Consider the following 21,848-nt stretch of genomic DNA (forward strand, 5'->3'; position numbering starts at 1 on the left):
TGCGATATCCGGCGCGGTGGGTTCAGTTCTTCTTGCCCAGCAGCAGATTGCCGCGAGCCTTGATCGCGACTTGCGCCGCCTCGGCAAATCGCTGCAACAACCAGGGCAAGGTCACTTCCAGCCTGACATGATCATCCGCCACGTCGAGATGACCTGACGCCGCCTGCCCGAGCGCGCGGATGCGAAAGATCATGCGATCCTGCTCCCATCGCTCCTCATCGACTTTCAGCACGGGGACGCTGGACGCGGCCCGCGTCAGTCCGGTCTTGAGGCGGCGGGTTGCCTCTTCGCGGCCGAGGCGATGCGGAATCGAAACCACGAGCGGTGCGGACATTTTTTTCAAATCCTCCAACGAACCAAACACATGTAATTCCGTATCGGTCGAAAGGAAGAGCGACGCGATTTTGCGGTTTCAAATGTGGAACTTTATGGGTTCCCGTTCGTTTTTCCGGCTGAAGGCAGAGTAACGGTGCCCACTGCCGGGCTGGAGGAGATGCACATGTCAATCGGTACGATTATTCTCATTATTCTCGTTATCGCCCTGCTCGGCGGCTTCAGCGGCATCGGCGGCGGCCCGTTCTACGGCACCGGTTACTACGGCGGCGGCGGCCTCGGCCTCGTCATCGTCATCCTGCTGATCCTGCTTCTGCTCGGAAAGCTCTGAGTCTGACTTCGTAGGGTGGGCAAAGGCGCGCTTGCGCCGTGCCCACCTTTCTTGCTCTAGCAGCGCGCTCGCTGAGAGAATGGTGGGCACGCTGCGCTTTGCCCACCCTACGATTCCTCTTGTTCTATTTCTCCGCCAGCTTCCTGATCGCGGCCTTGATCGACGACGACGCGTCATCGTAACCGTCCCACGCCTTCGTCTTCGCCAGCAGCGCCGGCACGGTACGCACGGTGTAGCGTTTCGGATCGAGATCGCCGCGCACCTGCGGCCAGGTCAGCGGCATCGAGACGGTGGCACCGGGACGCGCCCTTGGCGACAGCACAGCTACCGCCGTCGCCATGCGATCGTTGCGGAGGTAGTCGAGAAAAATCTTTCCCTTGCGCAGCTTCTTCGACATGTTGACCAGATAGCGCTCGGGCGCTTCATGGGCCATCCACTGGCAAACGCCCTGCGCGAAGGCCTTGGCCTCTTTCCACGTCACCTTGTCCCTGGCCCCATGGGCCAACGGCGTCACCACATGCAGGCCCTTGCCGCCGGTGGTCTTGCAGAAGCTCTCCAGGCCGAGAGCCGTCAGGTGCTGCCGCATGTCTTTCGCAGCCTCGATGACATCCGGAAACTCGACTTCCGGCGCGGGATCGAGATCGAACACCAGCCGGCCCGGCACATCAGGAGCATCCGGCGCGCAATTCCACGGATGCAGTTCAAGGCCGCCGATCTGCGCCACCGCGGCGAGTCCTTCGACCCGATCGATCTGCAGATAAGGTTTTCGGTCGCCGGAGACTTTCACCAGTTCCAGCAGGTTCGATGTCCCCGGCATCGCATGGCGCTGGAAGAAGGTCTCGCCGCCGATGCCATCGGGCGCGCGGACCACGGAGCACGGCCGCCCCTTCAGATGACCGATCATCCAGCCGCCGACCGCTTCGAAATAGCGGGCGAGATCGAGCTTGGTCACGCCCTCGCCGTCGCCGGCGTCGGGCCACAGTTCCTTGTCCGGCTTGGAGATAACGACGCCCATCACCTCGGCGGATTTTCCCGTCGTCGATCCCGGCCGCGCCGGCTTGCCGGATTTGGCCGCGCGCCTGGCGTTGGATTTGGCTGAGGGTCTGGCGATCCTGGTCATGGCCGGCTTCTCCGCCTCCACCTCTTCGGCCGGCTTGTCCTGGCGCAGCCCCTTGAACGCCGCCTGCCGGATGTTGCCGTCGCCGGTAAAGCCGGCGAACTCGATCTCGGCGACCAGTTCGGGTTTCAGCCAGTGCACGTCGCGGGTCTTTTTCGGGGCATTCTTGCCGCCGAACGGACTCTTGTCCGACGCTGCCGCCTTCAGCGCCGGCATGATCCGCCGCACCGTGTCCTGCCCAAAGCCGGTGCCGACCATGCCGACAAAGGCGAGGTGATCGCCGCGATAGACGCCGGCCATCAGCGAGCGGAATTTGCCGTTGGTGGTTTTCCACCCTCCCAGCACAACCTCATGCCCGGCACGGCACTTGGCCTTGGTCCAGCTCTCGGAGCGGCCGGAGCGATAGGGTGCGTTGAGCTTCTTGGAGACGATGCCTTCCAGCGACAGCTTGCAGGCCGATTGCAGGATGGCATCGCCGCCGCTCTCGAAGTGCTCGACATAACGGATCAGATTGCTTTTGCCCTTGCGGGCCTCCAGCAGCTTCTTCAGTCGCGCCTTGCGCTCGCCGAGCGGCAGGCGGCGAAGGTCCTCGCTACCGGCGAACAGCAGATCGAAGGCGAAGAAGATCAGGTTGTCGGTCTTGCCGTCGGAAATCGCGGCCTGCAGCGTGGAGAAATTCGGCGCACCGTTGTCATCGAGCGCGACGATCTCGCCGTCGATCAACGCGTCAGGTAAAGCGCTGCCCGCTTTCGCGATGGTCTTGAACTTGTCGGTCCAGTCGAGCCCCTTGCGGGTCATCACCGCGGCCTCGCCGTCCTCGACGCGCAACTGCACGCGGTAGCCGTCGAATTTGATTTCATGGCACCAGCCATCCCCGCTGGGCGGACGATCGACCAGCGTGCAGAGCTCAGGCGCGACGAAATCCGGCATCGCGGCCTTCCTGCCCCTGGCAGGCTTTGCCGGCGCGCGTGCCTTCGCCGATTGCGAGGCGGGGTGCCTTTTTGCGGCGCGCGCGGCGGCGGCATCGCCCCGGTTCGAATCCCAGACCGCGTCGGCCTTGCCACGGCCTGCTTTGGCCAGCATGAACGGCTTTGGCGCCCTGCCCTTGCCGGCGGCGATCTGCTCCATCGATCGTCCCGAGGCAACCGACAGATCGGCATCCAGAATGTTGTTGGCCTTGCCTTCCCTGGCAAACTCATCGCGGTGCTTGATCAGCAGCCAGTTGGTGCGCTTGCCGCCATTGCGGTCGTGGCGCATCCGCACCAGCACCCAGCTGCCGTGCAGCTTGTCGCCTTCCAGCGTGAATTTCAGGTCACCCTTCTTGAAGCCCTTTTCCGGGTCGTCTGACGCCCAATAGCCGCGATCCCACAGCTGCACGGTGCCGCCGCCATACTGGTCGTCCGGAATGGTGCCTTCGAAATCGCCGTAGTCGAGCGGATGGTCTTCCACCTCCACCGCCAGCCGCTTGTCGTGCGGATCGAGCGAGGGCCCTTTTGTCACGGCCCAGGATTTGAAGACGCCGTCGAACTCCAGCCGCAAGTCGTAATGCAGCCGGGTCGCATCATGCTTCTGGATCACAAAGCGCCGACGCTTCGAGGGCGCGACTTCGGCCTCGCCCGAGGGCTCGGCGGTCTTCTCGAAATCGCGCATCTTGCGATAGGTGGACAAATTCCTGAGTGACACGATCAAATCCCACGCAACTGGAGTACCGGCGCCCCAAGACCTTGGCATGGAAGACCTTAGAGCCTGGAACCAAAACCCTCAATTACCGTTGAAGTTCCCGAATGCGTTTGCGCCGAATTATTCCGCACACATAACGGGTTGGAGATACCATGGCCTCGCCGCGCGCCTACTGGAAAGGCTCCCTGAAATTGTCCCTCGTGTCCTGTCCGGTCCTGCTCTATCCGGCCTCGACAGCATCAGAGAAAACCCGTTTCCACATGATCAACAAGGAGACCGGCAACCGGCTGAAACAGCAGATGGTCGACTCCGAGACCGGCGACATCGTCGAAAGCGACCAGAAGGGGCGCGGCTACGAGCTGAAAAAGGGCGAGTATGTCGAGATCGAAAAGGAAGAACTGGAAGCCGTCCAGATCGACAGCAACCATACCATCGACATCGACAGCTTTGTCCCCAGGAACGAGATCGACAAGCGCTACCTCAACAATCCCTACTACATCGCGCCCGACGGCAAGGCCGGTGCCGACGCTTTTGCCGTGATCCGCGACGCCATGAAGGACCAGGACCGCGTCGCGCTGGCGCGCATCGTGCTGACCAACCGCGAACACATCATCGCCATCGAGCCGCTCGGCAAGGGCCTGCTCGGCACCACGCTGCGCTTTCCCTATGAGCTGCGTGACGAGGACGACTATTTCGGCGATATCAAGAGTCCTAGGATCTCGAAAGACATGGTGGAGCTGGCGAGCCATATCCTCGACAGCAAAGCCGCGCATTTCGATCCCTCGAAATTCAAGGACGAGTACGAGAATGCGCTGAAGACGCTGGTTCGGCGCAAGGCTGCCGGCAAGCCGGTGAAGGCCATCGAAGCCGGGGACAAGCCGGACAACGTCATCAACCTGATGGACGCGCTGAAGCAAAGCCTGAAAGGCGGCAAGGGATCGGCGAATCGGGGCCGTCATGCCCCGACACGCCGGGCCGCACCCCGTGCGGCCAAGAAAGCCCATCGCTCGGCGGCGCGGGCGCGCAAGGCGGGGTGAGTTGGGTTTCGGTTTCGTAGGGTGGGCAATGCGCAGCGTGCCCACCATTTCAAAGCACAACTGATGATAGATGGTGGGCACGCTGCGCCTTTTGCCCACCCTACGGTCTGGATCGCTTCGCTCGCAATGACGAGATGAAGTGTGACCGCTACTTCTTCGCCTTACGTTTTTTCGTCGCCTTCTTCGGCACTTTCTTGCCTTCCGCCCGCGCCTCGGAAAGGCCGATCGCGATTGCCTGCTTGCGGCTCTTGACCTTCTTGCCGGATCGGCCGCTCTTCAGCGTTCCGGCCTTGCGCCTCTTCATCGCGCGCGCAACCTTGGCGGAGGCTTTTTTCGAGTATTTTCGTGCCATCTGGATTCTCCCGGTTAGGGGAAAATAATCTTGGATGAAAGAGATGGTTCCCCGACCGCGGCCTAGTCCCCCGCCCTCAGCCGATAGCCGATCCCGGTTTCGGTCAGCACGAATTGCGGACGCTCCGGGTCGGCCTCGATCTTCTGCCGGAGCTGCCGTACATAAACCCGCAGATATTGCGCGTCGGTCAACTCGTCCCACAACTCCTTGAGCAGAAAGCGGTGGGTCAGCACCTTGCCGGCGTGCTGCACCAGCACGCGCAGCAATTCGTACTCCTTCGGCGACAGTTTGACGTCCTTGTCGCCGACCTTGACGATGCGGCGCACCAGATCGACCGTGAGATCGCCTGACCGGAACAGCGGGCGCTCGCCTGCGACCTGCAGCTGATGCCGCAGCGCCGCGCGCATGCGGGCCAGCAGTTCGTCCATTCCGAAAGGTTTTGTCAGATAGTCGTCGGCGCCGAGATCGAGCGCCTGGACCTTGCCGGCTTCGTCGCCGCGGCTCGACAGCACCACGATCGGAACGCTGTCATTGCGGCCGCGAATCATGCGCAGCAGATCGTGGCCCTGGATGTCCGGCAGGCCGAGATCGAGAATGATCAGCGCGGGGTCCTGCGCCAGCAGTTCCAGTGCGATCTTGCCGTTGGAGGCCTCCAGGATCTCGTAGCCCTGCGTGCTCAACCCCATCCGCAGCAATTTGCGGATCGGAGGCTCATCGTCGATCACCAGGACCTTGATCGGGGCAGCACTCATGCGGCGGTGTCCAGCGCGTCCGACGCCGCCGGGACCGGCAACCGGATGGTCATCACCGCGCCGCTGCGATCCGTGCGGTTGGCGGCCAGGATCGTACCATGCATGGCCTCGACGAAACCGCGGGAGATCGCCAGACCGAGCCCTGTGCCGGGGCGGACGTGATCGCCCTTTTGCGCGCGGTAGAATTTGTCAAAAATCATCTCCAGCTCCTCGGGCGGAATGCCGTCGCCCTCGTCGATGATCTGCAGGGCTACCCACGAATTATCCCGCACGGCCCTGATCGTGATCGTGCTATCCGCGGGCGCATACTTCGCGGCATTGTCCAGCAGGTTGAACAGCGCCTGCTCGAACAACACGGCGTCGATTTGCAGCATCGGCATGTCGGCGGCGAGTTCCAGCGACACCTTGTGATGCGCGAGGATCTTGCCGGCGCGGCGCAGTACGCTGCCGACGATCTCGCCGATATCGTGCAACGCCGTATTCGGCACGATGGCGCCGGATTCCAGCCGGGTCATGTCGAGCAGATTGGCGATGAAGCGGTTGAGTCGCTCGGACTCGTCGATCACGGTGGCCAGCAAATCGTACTTTTCCTGTTCGCTCAGGCCGCCGGCAAGATCGCGCATCGTGGAGGCGGCGCCGAGCACCGAAGCCAGCGGCGTCTTGAGATCGTGCGAGATCGAGGTCAGCAGCGCCTGCCGCAGGCGATCCGACTCCACGGAGCGCTTGACGCGATCCATGTCCTCCACCAGTTGCACCCGTTCGATCGCCAGCGCGCCCTGATCCACCAGGGCATCGAGCAGGCGGCGCTGGTCCGGAGTAAGCAGCGGCCCGGTCCGGTCGTCGTCGATGCCGATGACGCCGATCGGCCCGCGACCGGTCCGCATCGGCAGGAACAGGCGCTTGGCGCCCGGCAGCGTATCCGCGCCGCGCCCGGCCGAGCGATCGTTGGCCCAGGCCCAGTTCGCGGCGGCGAGATCGGCCTTATCGAGCTGGTCCTCCGGCGGATAGCCCGTCTTCACGGTGATGACGCCGTCTTCCGGCAACAGCAGCACCACCCGCACCTTCAGCATCAGCGCGATCTGATAGGCGGTGGCCCACAGCACGTCGTCCAGCGTCGCGGTGCCCGCCAGCTTGCGGCTGAAGGCGTAGAGCGATTCCGTGGTGCGCACCCTGCCGATCGCGGAAACCGCCTGCGTGCGCACGCGCGCCGCGACATTGGAAACCAGGATCGCGATCAGCATGAAGAAGAAGAAGGCCGCGACATTGGTCGGATCGGTAATCGTGAAGGTGTGGACCGGCGGCAGGAAGAAGAAATTGTAGCACAGCGAGGCGACGACGCTGGCCAGCATCGATGGCAACCGGCCGTAACGGACGGCGGCCCCGACCACCGCCGTCAGGAATACGAGGTCGACGTTCTCGATGCCGAGCCATGGATGGATCAGCAGGCCGGCGCCGAGCGCAATGGCAACGAACAGCAGCGATACCGCATACGGCACCGGATCGAACGGCTCCGGCCGTTCGGCGGTGCGCACGGTCTTCTTCGGCACCGGCTCCGCCGCGAGTTCCTCGCCGGCGATCACATTGACGCTGATGTTGCCGGCGCGCCGCACCAGATCATGCACCACCGATCCGCGCCTGAGTTCGAACCACAGCGAGCGCGTCGACTTTCCGACGATGATCTGCGTGACGTTATTGGCCTGCGCGAATCCGATGACATCGTCGGCGATACGGCGCCCGACGCCGGGGATGGTGAGCGCCTCGCCGCCCAGCGCTTCCGCCAGTCGCAGCGTGTCGGCCAGCCGGTCGCGCTGCTCGTCGGTCAGTTGCAGGCTGCGGTGGGTCTCGATGCTGAGTGCGGTCCAGGGCGCGTGCAGACGGTCCGCCAACCGCTTGGTGTAGCGCACCAGGCCGGCCGACCGTGGATCCTCGCTGATGCAGACCAGGATGCGCTCGCCGGCGGCCCAGGGGCCGGCAATCGCGTTGGCCTGCATATGGGTCAATAGCTGCTCGTCGACGCGATCAGCGGTCCGCCGCAACGCCAGTTCGCGCAGTGCGGTCAGATTGCCCGGCGAAAAGTAATGCTCAAGCGCGCGCGCCGCCTGTTTGGGGACGTAGACCTTGCCCTCCTTCAGCCGCTGGATCAGGTCGTCAGGCGTGAGGTCGATCAGCTCGATGGCGTCGGCGCCGTCGAACACCGAATCCGGCACGGTCTCGCGCACCCGGACATGCGTGATCTGGGCGACCACGTCGTTGAGGCTCTCGATATGCTGGATATTGACCGCGGTGTAGACGTCGATGCCATGGGAGAGCAGTTCCTCGACGTCGAGATAGCGCTTCGGATGGCGGCTGCCCGGCGCATTGGTATGGGCGAGTTCATCGACCAGCGCGATCTGCGGGCGGCGCGCGATCAGCGCATCGAGGTCCATCTCCTCGATCGCCTGATCCTTGTATTCGATGCGCTTGCGCGGCAGCACTTCGAGGCCCGCGAGCAGCGCCTCGGTTTCCGCCCGCCCGTGGGTTTCGACCACGCCGACCACGACATCGGCGCCGGCCTTCAGCTTGGCGTGAGCGCTCTGCAGCATCTCATAGGTCTTGCCCACGCCCGGTGCTGCGCCGACAAAAATCTTCAGCCGGCCGGCGCGGCTGTCCTCCCGCCGGGCCGCTTCCAGCAGGGCTTCCGGCGAGGGACGTTGCAGGGGATCGCGGCGGGGCTGGACCATATGGCGAATATAGTCCTCAGGTCGCGCCAAGCCTAGCTGGCGTCATTTCGGGCCTGCCGCGTCCAGCGCCAGATTGAGCGCCAGTACATTGACTCTGGGCTCGCCGAGCAGGCCGCCGAAACGGTCCCTGGTGTTCTCCGTGACCAGCGCCCGGACCCGATCTTCCGGCATATTCCGCGCTCTTGCCACGCGCGGCAGCTGGAATAGCGCGGCTTCCGGCGAGATATCGGGATCGAGGCCGCTGCCGGAGGTGGTGACGAGATCGACCGGGACGGCCGCCGAGGGGTTCTCGGCCTTCAATTTCTCGACGTCTTCCTTGATCCGGTCATTCAGCGCCTTGCTGGTCGGGCCCAGGTTGGAGCCGGAGGAATTCGCGGCATTGTACGGCGCCGAGACGGTCTTGGTGGAGTCGGCCGGATCCGGGCCCGAGGTCGCCGAGGGCCGGCCATGGAAATATTTGTCGTCCTTGAACTCCTGCCCGATCAGCGCGGAGCCGATCACCTTGCCGTCCTTCTCGATCAGGCTGCCTTGCGCCTGCTTCGGGAAGATCATGCCGGCAATGGCGGTCATCGCGAGCGGATAGGCGAGCCCGGTGATCAGCGTTAGCAGGACCAGGATCAGGATGGCGGGGCGGATTTCTCGAAGCATGGTGGATCTCCAGAGTTTTGCTCCGTCATTGCGAGCGAAGCGAAGCAGTCCATCGAGCGGCGAAAGGAAAGAATGGATTGCTTCGTCGCTTCGTTTCTCGCAATGACGTGGTTAGACGAGGTGCAAGGCGGCGACGATGAGGTCGATCGCCTTGATGCCGATGAAGGGGACGATGATGCCGCCGAGGCCGTAGATCAGCAGGTTTCGCTTCAGCAGCGCACCGGCGCCGATGGCGCGATAGGCCACGCCCTTCAATGCCAGCGGGATCAGCGCGATGATGATCAAGGCGTTGAAGATGATCGCCGACAGGATGGCGCTTTGCGGACTTGCCAGATGCATGATGTTGAGCGCGTCGAGCTGCGGATAGAACGCCAGGAAGATCGCCGGGATGATGGCGAAATATTTTGCGACATCATTGGCGATCGAGAAGGTGGTGAGCGCGCCGCGGGTCATCAGCAATTGCTTGCCGATTTCCACCACCTCGATCAGTTTGGTCGGGTTGGAGTCGAGATCGACCATGTTGCCGGCTTCGCGGGCGGCCTGGGTGCCGGTGTTCATGGCGACGCCGACGTCGGCCTGCGCCAGCGCGGGGGCGTCGTTGGTGCCGTCGCCGCACATCGCGACCAGCTTGCCCTTGGCCTGCTCGTCGCGGATCAGCTTGAGTTTATCCTCGGGCGTCGCCTGCGCCAGGAAATCATCGACGCCGGCCTCGGCGGCGATCGCGGCCGCGGTCATCGGATTGTCGCCGGTGATCATGACGGTGCGGATACCCATGCGGCGCAACTCGGCGAAACGTTCGCGGATGCCGCCCTTGACGATGTCCTTGAGGTGGACGACGCCGAGCAGACGACCGTCCCTGGCGACAGCAAGCGGCGTGCCGCCGGCTTTCGCGATCTCGTCCGAAATCGCCTGGATCTCGCGAGCCAGATCGGACGCGGACTGAAGCGACCGTACGGTATTTCCGGCCGCCATGGTTTGCGCGGTGCCGCCGCCGACATAGTTCAGGATCGCATCGACCGCGCCCTTGCGGACCGACGAATGACCGGCATCGACGCCGCTCATGCGGGTCTGCGCGGTAAACGGGATGAACGTTGCGCTCAACTCCGCCATGTCGCGGCTGCGGATGCCGTATTTTTCCTTGGCCAGCACCACGATCGAGCGGCCTTCCGGCGTCTCGTCCGCCAATGAAGCGAGCTGCGCCGCATCGGCCAGCTCCTGCTCGGTGACGCCGCGGACGGGACGGAACGCCGTGGCCTGGCGGTTGCCGAGCGTGATGGTGCCGGTCTTGTCGAGCAGCAAGGTATCGACGTCGCCGGCGGCCTCGACGGCGCGGCCGGACATCGCCAGCACGTTGAAGCGCACCAGCCGGTCCATGCCGGCGATGCCGATCGCCGACAACAGCGCGCCGATGGTGGTCGGGATCAGCGTCACGAACAGCGCCACCAGCACCACCACCGAGATCGTGCCGCCGGCATACGCGGCATAGCTCGGAATCGTGACGGTCGCGAACACGAAAATGATGGTGAGGCCCGCCAGCAGGATATTGAGCGCGATCTCGTTTGGCGTCTTCTGCCGCTCGGCGCCTTCCACCAGCTTGATCATGCGATCGATGAAGGTCGAACCCTGCGCCGCCGTGATGCGGACGCGGATCCAGTCGGACAGCACCTGGGTGCCGCCGGTGACCGCCGAACGGTCGCCGCCGGATTCCCGGATCACCGGCGCGGACTCGCCGGTGATGGCGGCCTCGTTGACCGAGGCGACGCCTTCGACCACTTCGCCGTCGGACGGAATGTTATCGCCGGCCTCGACCAGAACGATATCGCCGACCTTGAGGCTGGTGCCGGAGACAAGCCGATAGCTCTTGTCGGAACCGGTCAGCAGCTTGGCCTGGCTGTCGGTGCGGGTCTTTTTCAGCGACTCGGCCTGCGCCTTGCCGCGGCCTTCGGCGACCGCCTCGGCAAAATTGGCGAACAGCACCGTGAACCACAGCCAGAGGATGATCTGGAAGGTGAAGCCGAGATTGGCGCCGCCCGTCACCATGTCACGCAGGAAGATCACCGTGGTCAGCGCGGCCACGACTTCGACCACGAACATCACGGGATTCTTGATCATCAGCCTCGGGTCAAGCTTGGCGAAGGCCGAACCGATCGCGGGCATCATGATCTTCGGATCGAGCATGGCCGTAACAGGCATCCGCTTGTTCAGTTTTTGGACGACTTCCATGGACGTAACTCCGAAATGAGATCGATCAGAACAGGGTGTTGGCGTTGCCGGCGAGATGCTCGGCGATCGGGCCCAAAGCGAGCGCCGGGAAGAAGGTAAGACCGCCGATGATCAGGATGACGCCGACGACGAGACCGACGAACAGGCCGCCCGTGGTCGGCAGCGTGCCGGCCGACGGCGGAATCGACTTCTTGGCGGCCAGCGAGCCCGCCAGCGCCATCGCCGGGATGATCATCAGGAAGCGGCCGACGAACATCGAACTGGCCAGCGTAAGATTGTAGAAGAAGGTGTTGCCGGTGAGCCCGCCGAAGGCCGAGCCGTTGTTGCCGGTCGCCGAGCTGAAGGCGTAGAGCACCTCGCTAAAACCGTGCGGGCCGGCATTGGCCATCGACGCCACCGCCGGCGGATAGACCACCGCCACGGCGGTCCAGCCCAGAATCATCAGCGGCAGCAGCAGGATCGCAAGCATCGCCATCTTGACCTCGCGCGCCTCGATCTTCTTGCCGGCATATTCCGGGGTGCGGCCGACCATCAGGCCCGCGACGAAGATCGCCAGCACCACGAACAGCAGCATGCCGTAGAGGCCGGCGCCGACGCCGCCGATGATGATTTCGCCGAGCTGGATGTTGATCAGCGGGATCATGCCGCCGAGCGCGGTGAACGAGTCATGCATGGCGTTGACCGCGCCGCACGACGCCGCTGTGGTGACCACCGCAAACAGCGAGGACGCAACGATGCCGAAGCGGACTTCCTTGCCTTCCATGTTGCCGCCGGTGAGGCCGAGCGAGCTCAGCGCCGTGGTGCCGCCCGCTTCCGCCCAGTAGGTGACAGCGACGCCCGCGATGAACAGCACGCCCATCACGGCCAGGATCGCCCAGCCCTGGCGCTGGTCGCCGACCATGCGGCCGAACACGTTGGTGAGTGCGGCGCCGATCGCAAAGATCGACAGCATCTGGACGAAGTTCGACAATGCGGTCGGGTTCTCGAACGGATGCGCGGCATTGGCGTTGAAGAAGCCGCCGCCATTGGTGCCGAGCATCTTGATCGCGACCTGCGAGGCGACCGGACCGACCGCGATGGACTGTTTGGCGCCCTCCAGCGTCGTGGCGTCGACATAGGCGCCCAGCGTCTGGGGCATGCCCTGCCAGACCAGGAACAGCGTGTAGACGACGCAGATCGGCAGCAGGACATAGAGGGTGCAGCGCGTCACATCGACCCAGAAGTTGCCGATGGTACGCACCGAGGAACGGGAGAAGCCGCGGATCATGGCCACCGCCAGCGCGATGCCGGTGGCCGCCGACAGGAAATTCTGGTGGGTCAGGCCGAGCATCTGCACGAGATACGACAGCGTGCTTTCGCCGCCGTAGTTCTGCCAGTTGGTATTGGTGATGAAGCTGATCGCGGTGTTGAAGGAAAGGTCGGGCGCGACCGCGGACTGCTCCTGCGGGTTGAACGGCAACACCGCCTGCAGCCGCATCAGCCCATAGATGATGAGAAAGCCGCCGACATGAAACAGCAGCATGGCGACCGCATAGGTCAGCCAATGCTGCTCGCGCTTCTCGTCGACGCCGCCGATCCAGTAAAGCCCGGCCTCGACCGGCCGCAGTACCGGGGACAGGAAGGTGCGCTCGCCGTTGAAGACGCGCGTCATATACCAGCCGAGCGGCTTGGCGAGCGCGACGATGATGGCGCAGAACAGAATGATTTGAATCCAGCCGATGGCGGTCATGGTCGTGTGCCTTCTGGGAAGGAATATGCGGGATCGGTGCGCGGAGCGGTCAGAACCGCTCGGGCCGCAACAGCGCGTAGGTCAGGTAGAACAGCAGGCCTGCGGAGACGATGGCGGCGAGCGCATAATCGAAGATCATGGTCGTTTCTCCCTCTAAAGCCGTTCGCAGGCATAGGCGTAGCCTATGCCCACCGCGAACAGGCCGAAGCCGAGGGCCAGCATGACGATGTCCAGCATGAGTTGCTCCTTGTCGCGCTTGGTCTTCGGCGCGCGCGACCGTTGCGGATTTTCGACGAGGCGGATTGCGGCAGAACAAGTCGAACCGGAGCAGCAACCCTGACCTTGCCCGTGTCGGTGCTCACGAGGTGCCACTCGCCGCATAGGTTTTCGAGGCGGCCGGGCCAACAATCTTATAGGAATCCTATAAAGATGCGGGACTGCAATGCCGACAGTCGGCTGCCCGCTTCGACGCCGGGCAACGTCGAAGATCGTCGAACGAGCTGGTGTCGCGCACCGTACTTATGACATCCCTATTTTTCGAGCCCTCGCTCCGTCTCGCTTTCAAACGGTGTCTTGACCATTTTGCCGGTGCGGCCACAGATCGCGGCCGCGCCTCAAGCGAGATACCGCCATGCTGGCCCCCTCAGAACATCATGAACCCGCCGAGCTGCAAGACCGGCTGCGCGCTGCGCCGGCCATAACGGCAGAGCTGTTGTCCGACTTCATTGGCGAAACCTGCCGGCGTCTTCCGTACGAGGGCCGGGGCGAAAAAGCCGAGCGGATCGAACGGCTGATCGAGTCGGCCGCCTGGACCGACGCCGCGCTGGCGCTGATCGATCTGGAATTGCCGCAATGGCGCCTTCGCCGCATCGCCTATGACGATGGCGAATGGCATTGCGCACTATCGCGCCAGCGCGAACTTCCCGAATGGCTCGAGCAGTCGATCGAGGCCCGCCACGCCGATTTGCCGCTGGCCATCCTGTGCGCGTTCGTCGACATCCAACGCATCAACGCGCCGGTGAGCCGGAGCAGCGTCCCCATCGTACCGCACGGCAAGAACGCCCTCTACGAGCCGGTCCTGAGCGATAATTTCGCGTAACGCCGCGGCTATTCCGCCGCGACCTGAACCTCGGCGCGCTGGGCGCGCACGGCGCAGAACTTGAATTCCGGAATCTTGCCGAACGGATCGAGCGCAGGGTTGGTCAGCAGATTGGCCGCCGCCTCCGCGTAGCAGAACGGCATGAACACCATGTTTTCGGGCACGTCGCGATCGGAGCGCACCTTGACCTCGACCGCGCCGCGGCGGGTTTCCAGCCGCACCTTGTCGCCGGGCCATACCTTCAATCGCCGCATGTCCTTGGGCGACATGAAGGCGACCGCCTCCGGCTCGATCTGGTCGAGCACGCTGGAACGCCGCGTCATCGAGCCGGAGTGCCAGTGTTCGAGCACGCGTCCGGTCGACAGCACCATCGGATATTCGGTGTCCGGCAGTTCGTCCGGCGGCAGCACATGAGCCGGCACGATCTTGCCGCGGCCGCTGGCGGTCGGAAACCCCGTGGTGAAGATGATCTCGTTGCCGGGAAGATGCGGATCGTCGACCGGATAGGTCACCGCACCCTCGCGCACCAGCCGCTCCCAGCTGATGTTATGCAGCGAATGCATCACCTGCGTCATTTCGGTGAACACGTCGGCCGGGCCGCTGTAGTTCCAGTCGAGCCCCATGCGTTTGGCTATTTCCTGGATGATCCACAGATCCTGCCGCGCATCGCCGGGCGGTTTTATCACCTCGCGCGCCAGCTGCACGCGGCGATCGGTATTGGTGAAGGTCCCGGACTTCTCCGCAAACGCCGAGGCCGGCAGGATCACGTCGGCATGGAACGCGGTTTCCGTGACGAACAGGTCCTGCACCACCAGGTGCTCGAGTTTTGCCAATGCACCGCGCGCATGCTGCAAATCGGGGTCCGACATCGCGGGGTTCTCGCCCTCGATATACATGCCGGTGATTTCGCCGGCATGGATCGCATTCATGATCTCGACCACGGTGAGGCCGCGCACCGGATCGATCTCCTGATGCCAGAGTTTTTCGAACGGTGCGCGCAGATCGGTGCGCCCGACCGGCTGGTAGTCCGGCAGGAACATCGGGATCAGCCCGGCGTCGGAGGCGCCCTGCACGTTGTTCTGGCCGCGCAGCGGATGCAGCCCGGTGCCGGGACGGCCGATCTGCCCGGTGACCAGCGCCAGCGCGATCAGGCAGCGCGCATTGTCGGTGCCGTGGATGTGCTGGCTGATGCCCATGCCCCAGAAGATCAGCGAGGCGCGCGAGCGCGCATACATCCGCGCCACCTCCTTCAAGGTCTCGGCCGGAATGCCGCAGATCGGCTCCATCTTCTCCGGCGGAAAATCCTTGATGCGCTCCTTGAGGTCGTCGAAGCCTTCGGTGTAGCCGGCGATATATTGCTGGTCGGTCAACCCTTCGGTGATGATGGTGTGCAGCATCGCGTTGAGCATCGCGACGTCGGCGCCGGGCTTGAATTGCAGATGCGTATGGGCATGGCGCGACAGCGTCTGCCGCCGCGGATCCATCACGATCAACTTGGCGCCCTTCTTCACTGCGTTCTTGATGAAGGTCGCCGCGACCGGATGATTGACGGTCGGATTGGCGCCGATCACGATGATGACTTCGGCGTCCATCGCGGCGGCGAACGGCGCCGACACCGCGCCGGAGTTGAGGCCTTCCATCAGCGCCGCCACCGACGAAGCGTGGCACAGCCGGGTGCAGTGATCGACATTGTTTGAACCAAAACCGGTGCGCACCAGTTTCTGGAACAGATAGGCTTCCTCGTTGGAGCCTTTTGCCGAGCCGAACCCGGCCAGCGCCTTGACGCCCTTGTTATCCCGGATCTGGACCAGCCCCTTCGCAGCGATATCGAGCGCCTCTTCCCAGGAGGCTTCGCGGAAATGCGTGAATGGATTGGCAGGATCGACCTGGTCGTTTGCATCCTTCTTCGCATTCGGCAGCCGCACCAGCGGTTTTGTCAGGCGATGCGGATGATGGATGTAGTCGAATCCGAAACGCCCCTTGACGCAGAGCCGGTTGTGATTGGCCGGGCCGTCGCGGCCCGCGGCATAGATGATCTTCTCATCCTTGACTTCATAGGTGACCTGGCAGCCGACGCCGCAGAACGGGCACAGCGAGTCCACCTTGCGGTCGGCATAGACGGTACGGGTCTGGTTCTCGTCGAGCATGACAGACGGCATCAGCGCGCCGGTCGGGCAGGCCTGCACGCATTCGCCGCAGGCGACGCAGGTCGAGTCCCCCATCGGATCGTCGAAGTCGAACACGATCTTGGATTCATGGCTGCGATAGGCCATGCCGATGACGTCGTTGACCTGGACCTCGCGGCAGGCGCGCACGCACAGGCCGCACTGGATGCAGGCATCCAGATTGACGCTCATCGCGGGATGGCTGGAGTCGCCATGCCAGCGCTCGGCGGCTGGAAAACGGCTTTCGGTCACTTCGACCTTTTCGGCCCAGTTCCAGAATTTCGAATCGGGATCGTGCGAAATCGCGCGCGCCGGCTGGTCGGCGACCAGCAATTCCATCACCATTTTTTGTGCGGCAGTCGCGCGCGGGCTTTCCGACTTCACCTTCATGCCGACGCTTGGCGTGCGCTTGCAGGACGCCGCCAGCACGCGCTCGCCCTCGATCTCGACCATGCAGGCGCGGCAATTGCCGTCCGGCCGGTAGTCCGGTTCGGGCGAATAACACAGATGCGGAATCTCGCGGCCCTGCCGTTTTGCCACCTGCCAGATGGTCTCGCCGTTGATGGCCTCGACCTGCCGGCCGTCGAGTTCGAAATGGATCTTTGTCATTCCGCAGCTTCCTTCGGAAGGAACTCGTCAGGGAAATATTTAATCACCGTCGTGAGCGGATTCGAGGCGGCCTGGCCTAAACCGCAGATCGAGGCATCGCGCATCGCCTGGCTCAATTCCTCGAGCAATGCCCGGTTCCACACCGGCTTCTGCATCAGCAGCGCCGCCTTCTGGGTGCCGACCCGGCACGGCGTACACTGGCCGCAGCTCTCGTCCTCGAAGAAGCGCATCAAATTGAGCGCCGCGTCCTTCACGCTATCCTGCTCCGACAGGATGATGACCGCGGCGGAACCGATGAAGCAGCCGTATTTCTCCAGCGTGCCGAAATCGAGCGGAATGTCGTCCATCGACGCCGGCAGGATGCCGCCGGACGCGCCGCCCGGCAGATAGGCATGGAATCGATGGCCGTCGGCCATGCCGCCGCAGAATTCGTCGATCAATTCGCGCACCGTGATGCCCGCTGGCGCTAGTTTCATGCCGAGATTTTTCACCCGCCCCGACACCGAATAGCTGCGCAGGCCGTGGCGATCGTTGCGGCCGTGGCTCTTCCACCACTCCGCGCCCTTCTCGACGACGTCGCGGACCCACCACAACGTCTCGATATTGTTGATCAGCGTCGGCAGGCCGAACAGCCCGACCTGGAACGGATAAGGCGGCTTGTGCCGCGGCAGACCGCGCTTGCCCTCGATGCTTTCCAAGAGCGAGGATTCCTCGCCGCAGATATAGGCGCCGGCGCCGCGCCGCAGGTGCAGCACAGGGCCGCCCGGCGGCAGCTTTGCGATTTCGCGCTCGAGAATTTCGCGGCTCGCCGGATATTCGTCGCGGATGTAGATGTAGACCTCAGGCGCTTCCACCACATGGGCGCCGATCAGCATGCCCTCGATGAAGCGATGCGGATCGGTTTCCAGATAAAAGCGGTCCTTGAACGTGCCGGGCTCGCCCTCGTCGCCGTTGATCGCCATCAGCCGCGGCCCGGGCTCACCGAGCACCGCGCGCCATTTTCGTCCCGTCGGAAAACCGGCGCCGCCGAGGCCGCGCAAGGAGGCGTCGTCGAGCGACTTCAACAGGTCTTCTTTTTTCAACGCGCCAGAGCGCAGGCGATTGAGCAGCTTGTAACCGCCGCCGGCCACATAGGCATCGTAGTCGACGTATTTTGGCAGATGCGCATGGGTATCGCCGCCCTTCGCCGCCGCCAGCACGTTCGCCACCGTGGCATGATCGACGAAGTGATGGCCGACTTCGGCCGCCGGAGCGGTATCGCAACGGCCAACGCAGGGCGCGCGCACCACGCGAATGCCCGGGCCTGCCGAGCTCTGCAATTCATGCAGCAATTTTTCCGCGCCCATCATGGCGCAGGTCAGGGAATCGCAAACGCGAATGGTCAGTGGCGCGACGTCGGCCTCGCCTTCCTTCACCACGTCAAAATGGGCGTAGAAGGTCGCGGTCTCGAACACCTCGGCAAAGGCCAGTTTCATCTCGTCGGCGAGCGCCGCGAGGTGGGCCGCGGAAATCTGCCGATACGTATCCTGGATGAGATGCAGATGCTCGATCAGGAGGTCGCGCCGCCGTGGCCGGTCGCCAAGCAAGAGCGCAATCTCCTCCGCGGCCTTGGGATCGATCTGGCGGCCCTTGGGGGTCGACTTGGCCCGCTTGCGGCCCTGGCCTGGATGTTCGAACGAGCGGACTGTCTGGTCGGCGTGGTTCATCGAAGTTTCAATCCCGCTCTCGTTTTGATGAACTCTAATCCGTGGCATACCACATGCCAAGGACAAATTCGGGGGAGAGCAAGGCCGGTGTCGCGGTCATTCCCCTCGCAACGGGCCATGGCGATCAGAACGAGAATCGATCCGAAGATCAATAAAGCCATCCCGTGCAGCGATAGGGAAAGCGCATCGATCAGAAATCGAAATCGATCGATAGAAATTCAAAATAGGCCTTGCAGAGAACCGCGCTCAGTCGGCGAGCGTCGGAGCGACCTCGCGCGCGGTGTGGACCAATGCAGCGACCATCGGTGTCATCGGATCGCGCAACGGGACCACCAGTCCGATCCGGTAGGTCACCTTGGGATCGACAATCGGGATGGATCTGACGGCATCCGATAGGCCCAGGGTATCGGCGAGCTTGGCCGGCATCACGCTGGCCCAGCGTCCGGTCTTCACATGGGTGTAGAGCACGATGATCGAGTTCGACGTCAAGGAGGGTTTCGCCTCGGTTCCCGCCTCCAGCAGCGCGCGGTCGATGATGCGGCGGTTCTGCATGTCAGGCGTGAGCAGGCATAGCGGCACCTCTCCCACCTCCTTCCAGGTCACCTGATCGCGGTCCCCGAATTGACTGTCGGGTGCTGTGATCAGGCGATAGCTCTCGTCGTAGAGCGGAATGGTGCGCACCTTGCCGAGCGGCTCGTTGTCGAGATAGGTCAGACCGGCATCGACCTCGAGATTTTCCAGCAATCCCAGCACTTCGATCGACGTGCAGGACACGATGCGAAAGCGCACATTGGGGTGACGGGCCCGGAACGGCGTGGTCAGCGATGCCACCATGCCCAGCACGGTGGGAATCGCCGCAATCCGGATTTCGCCTGACAGCCCGTCCTTGAGCGAATTGATTTCCTGGCGCATGCCGCGCACGTCGCCGACGATGCGGCGCGCCCAGTCCAGCGTGCGCTCCCCCTCGGGCGTAAAGCCGACGAAGCGCGAGCCGCGCTGCACCAGCATGACGCCGAGGATTTCCTCGAGCTGCTTCAGGCTGGTCGACATCGTCGGCTGGGTGACGCCGCAGGCTTCGGCGGCGCGGCCGAAGTGCCGTTCTTTTGCCAAAGCCAGCAGAAGTTCGAGTTTGTCGATCAAGCCTTCAATCCCTGTGAATCAACCGCCGCCAGGGGCCACGTGGTTCGTCCAGTTTTGCCAGCTTGGCCGCGGCAATGCCAGCACGGTCTCCGTCCCATGGCACGTCCCGGATCAGAAGATCCTGACCGCGCTTTGCAGCGTCTTCCAGACGCCCCATGCCAGGGGGATCCCGACCAGGGCCCAGAACAGCGCCGCCTGAACGTCGAGGCCGCCCTTGCCGATGCCGAATGAACCGGGCTGTGACATGGCCGCGCTGTTCGCACCCGCCGCCTGCAGCTTCGCGACCGCCTCGGCGCTCATGTGCCATTTGGGGTCGACCGGCCTGATCATGGCGTTGCAAATCAGGCCAATGACCAGCATGGCGCACAGGATATACATGGTGGTGTTGTAGAGGTGATCGCGCGGCACGCCGGCGGCGAGCTGCGCCTCGCGGATATAATTCACCACCACAGGACCGATGATTCCGGCGGTCGACCACGCCGTCAGCACCCGGCCGTGAATGGCGCCGACAAACTGGGTGCCGAACATGTCGGCCAGATAGGCCGGTACCGTGGCGAAGCCGCCGCCATACATCGACAGGATGATGCAGAAGGCGCCGACAAACAGCAGGATCGAGCCCATATTGGCGAAGCTCGGCGCCAGCGCGTAGAGCGCGATGCCGAGGATGAAGAACGCGTAATAGGTATTCTTGCGGCCGATATAGTCGGACAGCGACGCCCAGAAGAAGCGGCCGCCGATGTTGAACAGCGACAGCAGCCCGGTGAAACCGGCGGCGATCACCGCGATGGCGGCCTGTTGCTCGGTCGAGAGCGCGTTGAACTTGACGCCGGGCTGATCGATCAGCGAGCCCGCGAAAATCTCCTGTAACATCGGCGATGCCATGCCGATCACCCCGATGCCGGCCGACACGTTCATGCAGAGCACGATCCATATCATCCAGAACTGACTGGTCTTGTGCGCGTCATTGAGGTGAACGTTGTGCTGCGAGATCATGGCGCTGGCCTTGCCGGACGGGGTCCAGCCGTCAGGACGCCAGCCGGCCGGCGGAATCCGGTAGCGGAACGTGCCGATCATCATGAAGCCAACATAGATCGCGGCCAGCGCGACGAAGGTTTGCCAGGCCCCGACCGAATTCGGAGTCTCGAAATAGTTCATCAGGAGATCGGCGAGCGGCGCGCCGATCATGGCGCCGCCGCCGAAACCCATGATCGCCATGCCGGTCGCCATGCCGCGGCGATCCGGGAACCATTTTACCAGGGTCGACACCGGGGAGATGTAGCCGATGCCGAGGCCGATGCCGCCGATCACGCCGCAGCCGAGCCATAGCAGCCAGAGTTGATGCAGGTAGATGCCCAGTGCGCCGATCAAGAGGCCGCCGACCCAGCACAGCGCGGCGACGAAGCCGGCCTTGCGCGGACCGGAGCGTTCCAGCCAGCCGCCCCAGATCGCGGCGGAAACGCCGAGCAGCACGAAGAACAGCGTGTACATCCAGCCCATGCTGGCGACGCGCCAGTCGCAGGTGGTGGTGAACAGCTCCTGCAGCAGCGACATGTCCGGACAGGTCTTCGGCGCGTCGATGCCGAGGGCGCGCGACAGCGGCAGCCAGAACACGCTGAAGCCGTAGGCCATGCCGATGCACAAATGAATGCAGAGCGCCGCCGGCGGCACCAGCCAGCGATTGAACCCGGCGGTCGCAATCGTCCGCTCGCGGTCGAGAAAACCGGCACCGGCACCAGGCGTTGCGCTCATCCGGCTTGCGCCCCGGCGACATCAGCCTTCTCGATCAGAAACACGATGCGTTTCTCGGTGCGCTCGGTGATCTCGACCTTGTCGCCGGTTTCCCGGATCAGGTTGGGGATGTCGATCACCGACAGCGGATCGGTACAGTGGACTTCCAGCAGATCGCCCGGCTGCAGCGCCTTGAGCGCCTTGCGCGTCTTCAGTGCCGGCAGCGGACATTTGAGGCCGGTGAGGTCGAGTTTGGTCTGGGTCATGGCGCGAACATGGCGAAGCGTGATCGCATCGTCAACGGAGATCGCTGCGCGCGCTCTTACCCTCCCCTGAAGGGGGAGGGTCGGCTCACATTGAGCGTAGCGAAATGTGAGACGGGGTGGGGTGAAGGTCTCTCATTCGGGCACTGTTGGAGACGATAGACCGTCACCCCACCCCGCCGCGCGTTGCACGCGCGTCGACCCTCCCCCTCCAGG

The 21,848-nt window shown here is 63.7% G+C and carries 17 protein-coding genes and 1 pseudogene; 3 read left to right on the forward strand and 15 right to left on the reverse strand.

Annotation, left to right across the window (positions count from 1 at the left end):
• Window positions 1-22: 22 nt before the first annotated feature.
• Complete coding sequence (locus Q7T45_RS05010; protein ID WP_304868314.1) at window positions 23-334, reverse strand: polyhydroxyalkanoic acid system family protein; 312 nt, start codon at window positions 332-334, stop codon at window positions 23-25.
• A gap of 165 nt (window positions 335-499) precedes the next feature.
• On the opposite strand from Q7T45_RS05010, the gene Q7T45_RS05015 reads away from it, so the two are divergent.
• Window positions 500-664 (forward strand): DUF3309 family protein, encoded by a 165-nt coding sequence (locus Q7T45_RS05015; RefSeq protein ID WP_166056303.1) that lies wholly within the window; start codon window positions 500-502, stop codon window positions 662-664.
• A gap of 124 nt (window positions 665-788) precedes the next feature.
• Here the strand turns inward: Q7T45_RS05015 and ligD are convergent, their stop codons facing one another.
• A complete protein-coding gene (gene ligD, locus Q7T45_RS05020) occupies window positions 789-3,431 on the reverse strand; it encodes a DNA ligase D (RefSeq protein WP_370691213.1) in 2,643 nt (880 codons plus the stop codon).
• 182 nt (window positions 3,432-3,613) lie between these two features.
• Here ligD and Q7T45_RS05025 point away from each other — a divergent pair, with 182 nt between their 5' ends.
• Window positions 3,614-4,498 (forward strand): Ku protein, encoded by an 885-nt coding sequence (locus Q7T45_RS05025; RefSeq protein ID WP_304868322.1) that lies wholly within the window; start codon window positions 3,614-3,616, stop codon window positions 4,496-4,498.
• A 151-nt stretch (window positions 4,499-4,649) separates the two neighbouring features.
• Here the strand turns inward: Q7T45_RS05025 and Q7T45_RS05030 are convergent.
• From Q7T45_RS05030 to Q7T45_RS05065, 8 genes and pseudogenes are all read right to left on the reverse strand, one after another.
• Window positions 4,650-4,850: pseudogene (locus tag Q7T45_RS05030) on the reverse strand (DUF6496 domain-containing protein); the annotation flags it as partial.
• Window positions 4,851-4,912: 62 nt separating this feature from the next.
• Window positions 4,913-5,602 carry a response regulator gene (locus tag Q7T45_RS05035; RefSeq protein ID WP_304868324.1) on the reverse strand — a complete coding sequence of 230 codons (690 nt, stop codon included), beginning with the start codon at window positions 5,600-5,602 and terminating at the stop codon, window positions 4,913-4,915.
• Window positions 5,599-8,322: a sensor histidine kinase KdpD gene (locus Q7T45_RS05040; protein WP_304868326.1), complete on the reverse strand. Its 2,724-nt coding sequence runs from the start codon at window positions 8,320-8,322 to the stop codon at window positions 5,599-5,601. The genes Q7T45_RS05035 and Q7T45_RS05040 overlap by 4 nt, the downstream gene beginning before the upstream one ends.
• Window positions 8,323-8,364: 42 nt before the next feature.
• Window positions 8,365-8,970 carry a K(+)-transporting ATPase subunit C gene (locus Q7T45_RS05045; protein ID WP_304868327.1) on the reverse strand — a complete coding sequence of 202 codons (606 nt, stop codon included), beginning with the start codon at window positions 8,968-8,970 and terminating at the stop codon, window positions 8,365-8,367.
• Between the two features lie 111 nt (window positions 8,971-9,081).
• A complete protein-coding gene (gene kdpB, locus Q7T45_RS05050; protein WP_304868329.1) occupies window positions 9,082-11,193 on the reverse strand; it encodes a potassium-transporting ATPase subunit KdpB in 2,112 nt (703 codons plus the stop codon).
• 25 nt (window positions 11,194-11,218) lie between these two features.
• A complete protein-coding gene (kdpA, locus tag Q7T45_RS05055) occupies window positions 11,219-12,922 on the reverse strand; it encodes a potassium-transporting ATPase subunit KdpA (protein ID WP_304868332.1) in 1,704 nt (567 codons plus the stop codon).
• Window positions 12,923-12,971: 49 nt separating this feature from the next.
• Window positions 12,972-13,061 (reverse strand): K(+)-transporting ATPase subunit F, encoded by a 90-nt coding sequence (locus Q7T45_RS05060; protein WP_304868334.1) that lies wholly within the window; start codon window positions 13,059-13,061, stop codon window positions 12,972-12,974.
• Window positions 13,062-13,075: 14 nt separating this feature from the next.
• A complete protein-coding gene (locus tag Q7T45_RS05065; RefSeq protein ID WP_304868336.1) occupies window positions 13,076-13,303 on the reverse strand; it encodes a hypothetical protein in 228 nt (75 codons plus the stop codon).
• Window positions 13,304-13,553: 250 nt separating this feature from the next.
• Between Q7T45_RS05065 and Q7T45_RS05070 the strand changes: the two genes are divergently transcribed.
• Entirely contained in the window at window positions 13,554-14,021 is a 468-nt protein-coding gene (locus Q7T45_RS05070; RefSeq protein ID WP_304868338.1) for a hypothetical protein, read from the forward strand.
• An 8-nt stretch (window positions 14,022-14,029) separates the two neighbouring features.
• Here Q7T45_RS05070 and fdhF read toward each other — a convergent pair whose 3' ends face one another.
• The 5 genes from fdhF to Q7T45_RS05095 form a co-directional block, all read right to left on the reverse strand.
• Window positions 14,030-16,795 (reverse strand): formate dehydrogenase subunit alpha, encoded by a 2,766-nt coding sequence (gene fdhF, locus Q7T45_RS05075; RefSeq protein ID WP_304868340.1) that lies wholly within the window; start codon window positions 16,793-16,795, stop codon window positions 14,030-14,032.
• Entirely contained in the window at window positions 16,792-18,501 is a 1,710-nt protein-coding gene (locus tag Q7T45_RS05080; RefSeq protein ID WP_304868342.1) for an NADH-ubiquinone oxidoreductase-F iron-sulfur binding region domain-containing protein, read from the reverse strand. Before Q7T45_RS05080 ends, fdhF begins: the two co-directional genes overlap by 4 nt.
• A gap of 246 nt (window positions 18,502-18,747) precedes the next feature.
• Entirely contained in the window at window positions 18,748-19,641 is an 894-nt protein-coding gene (locus Q7T45_RS05085) for a LysR family transcriptional regulator (RefSeq protein ID WP_304868344.1), read from the reverse strand.
• 111 nt (window positions 19,642-19,752) lie between these two features.
• On the reverse strand, window positions 19,753-21,390 hold the full coding sequence (locus Q7T45_RS05090) for an OFA family MFS transporter (protein ID WP_304868346.1): 1,638 nt from the start codon (window positions 21,388-21,390) through the stop codon (window positions 19,753-19,755).
• Window positions 21,387-21,635: a sulfurtransferase TusA family protein gene (locus tag Q7T45_RS05095; RefSeq protein ID WP_304868348.1), complete on the reverse strand. Its 249-nt coding sequence runs from the start codon at window positions 21,633-21,635 to the stop codon at window positions 21,387-21,389. The genes Q7T45_RS05090 and Q7T45_RS05095 overlap by 4 nt, the downstream gene beginning before the upstream one ends.
• Window positions 21,636-21,848: the final 213 nt, after the last annotated feature.

The organism is Bradyrhizobium sp. (genome assembly GCF_030646015.1).
Classification (GTDB): Bacteria; Pseudomonadota; Alphaproteobacteria; order Rhizobiales; family Xanthobacteraceae; genus Bradyrhizobium.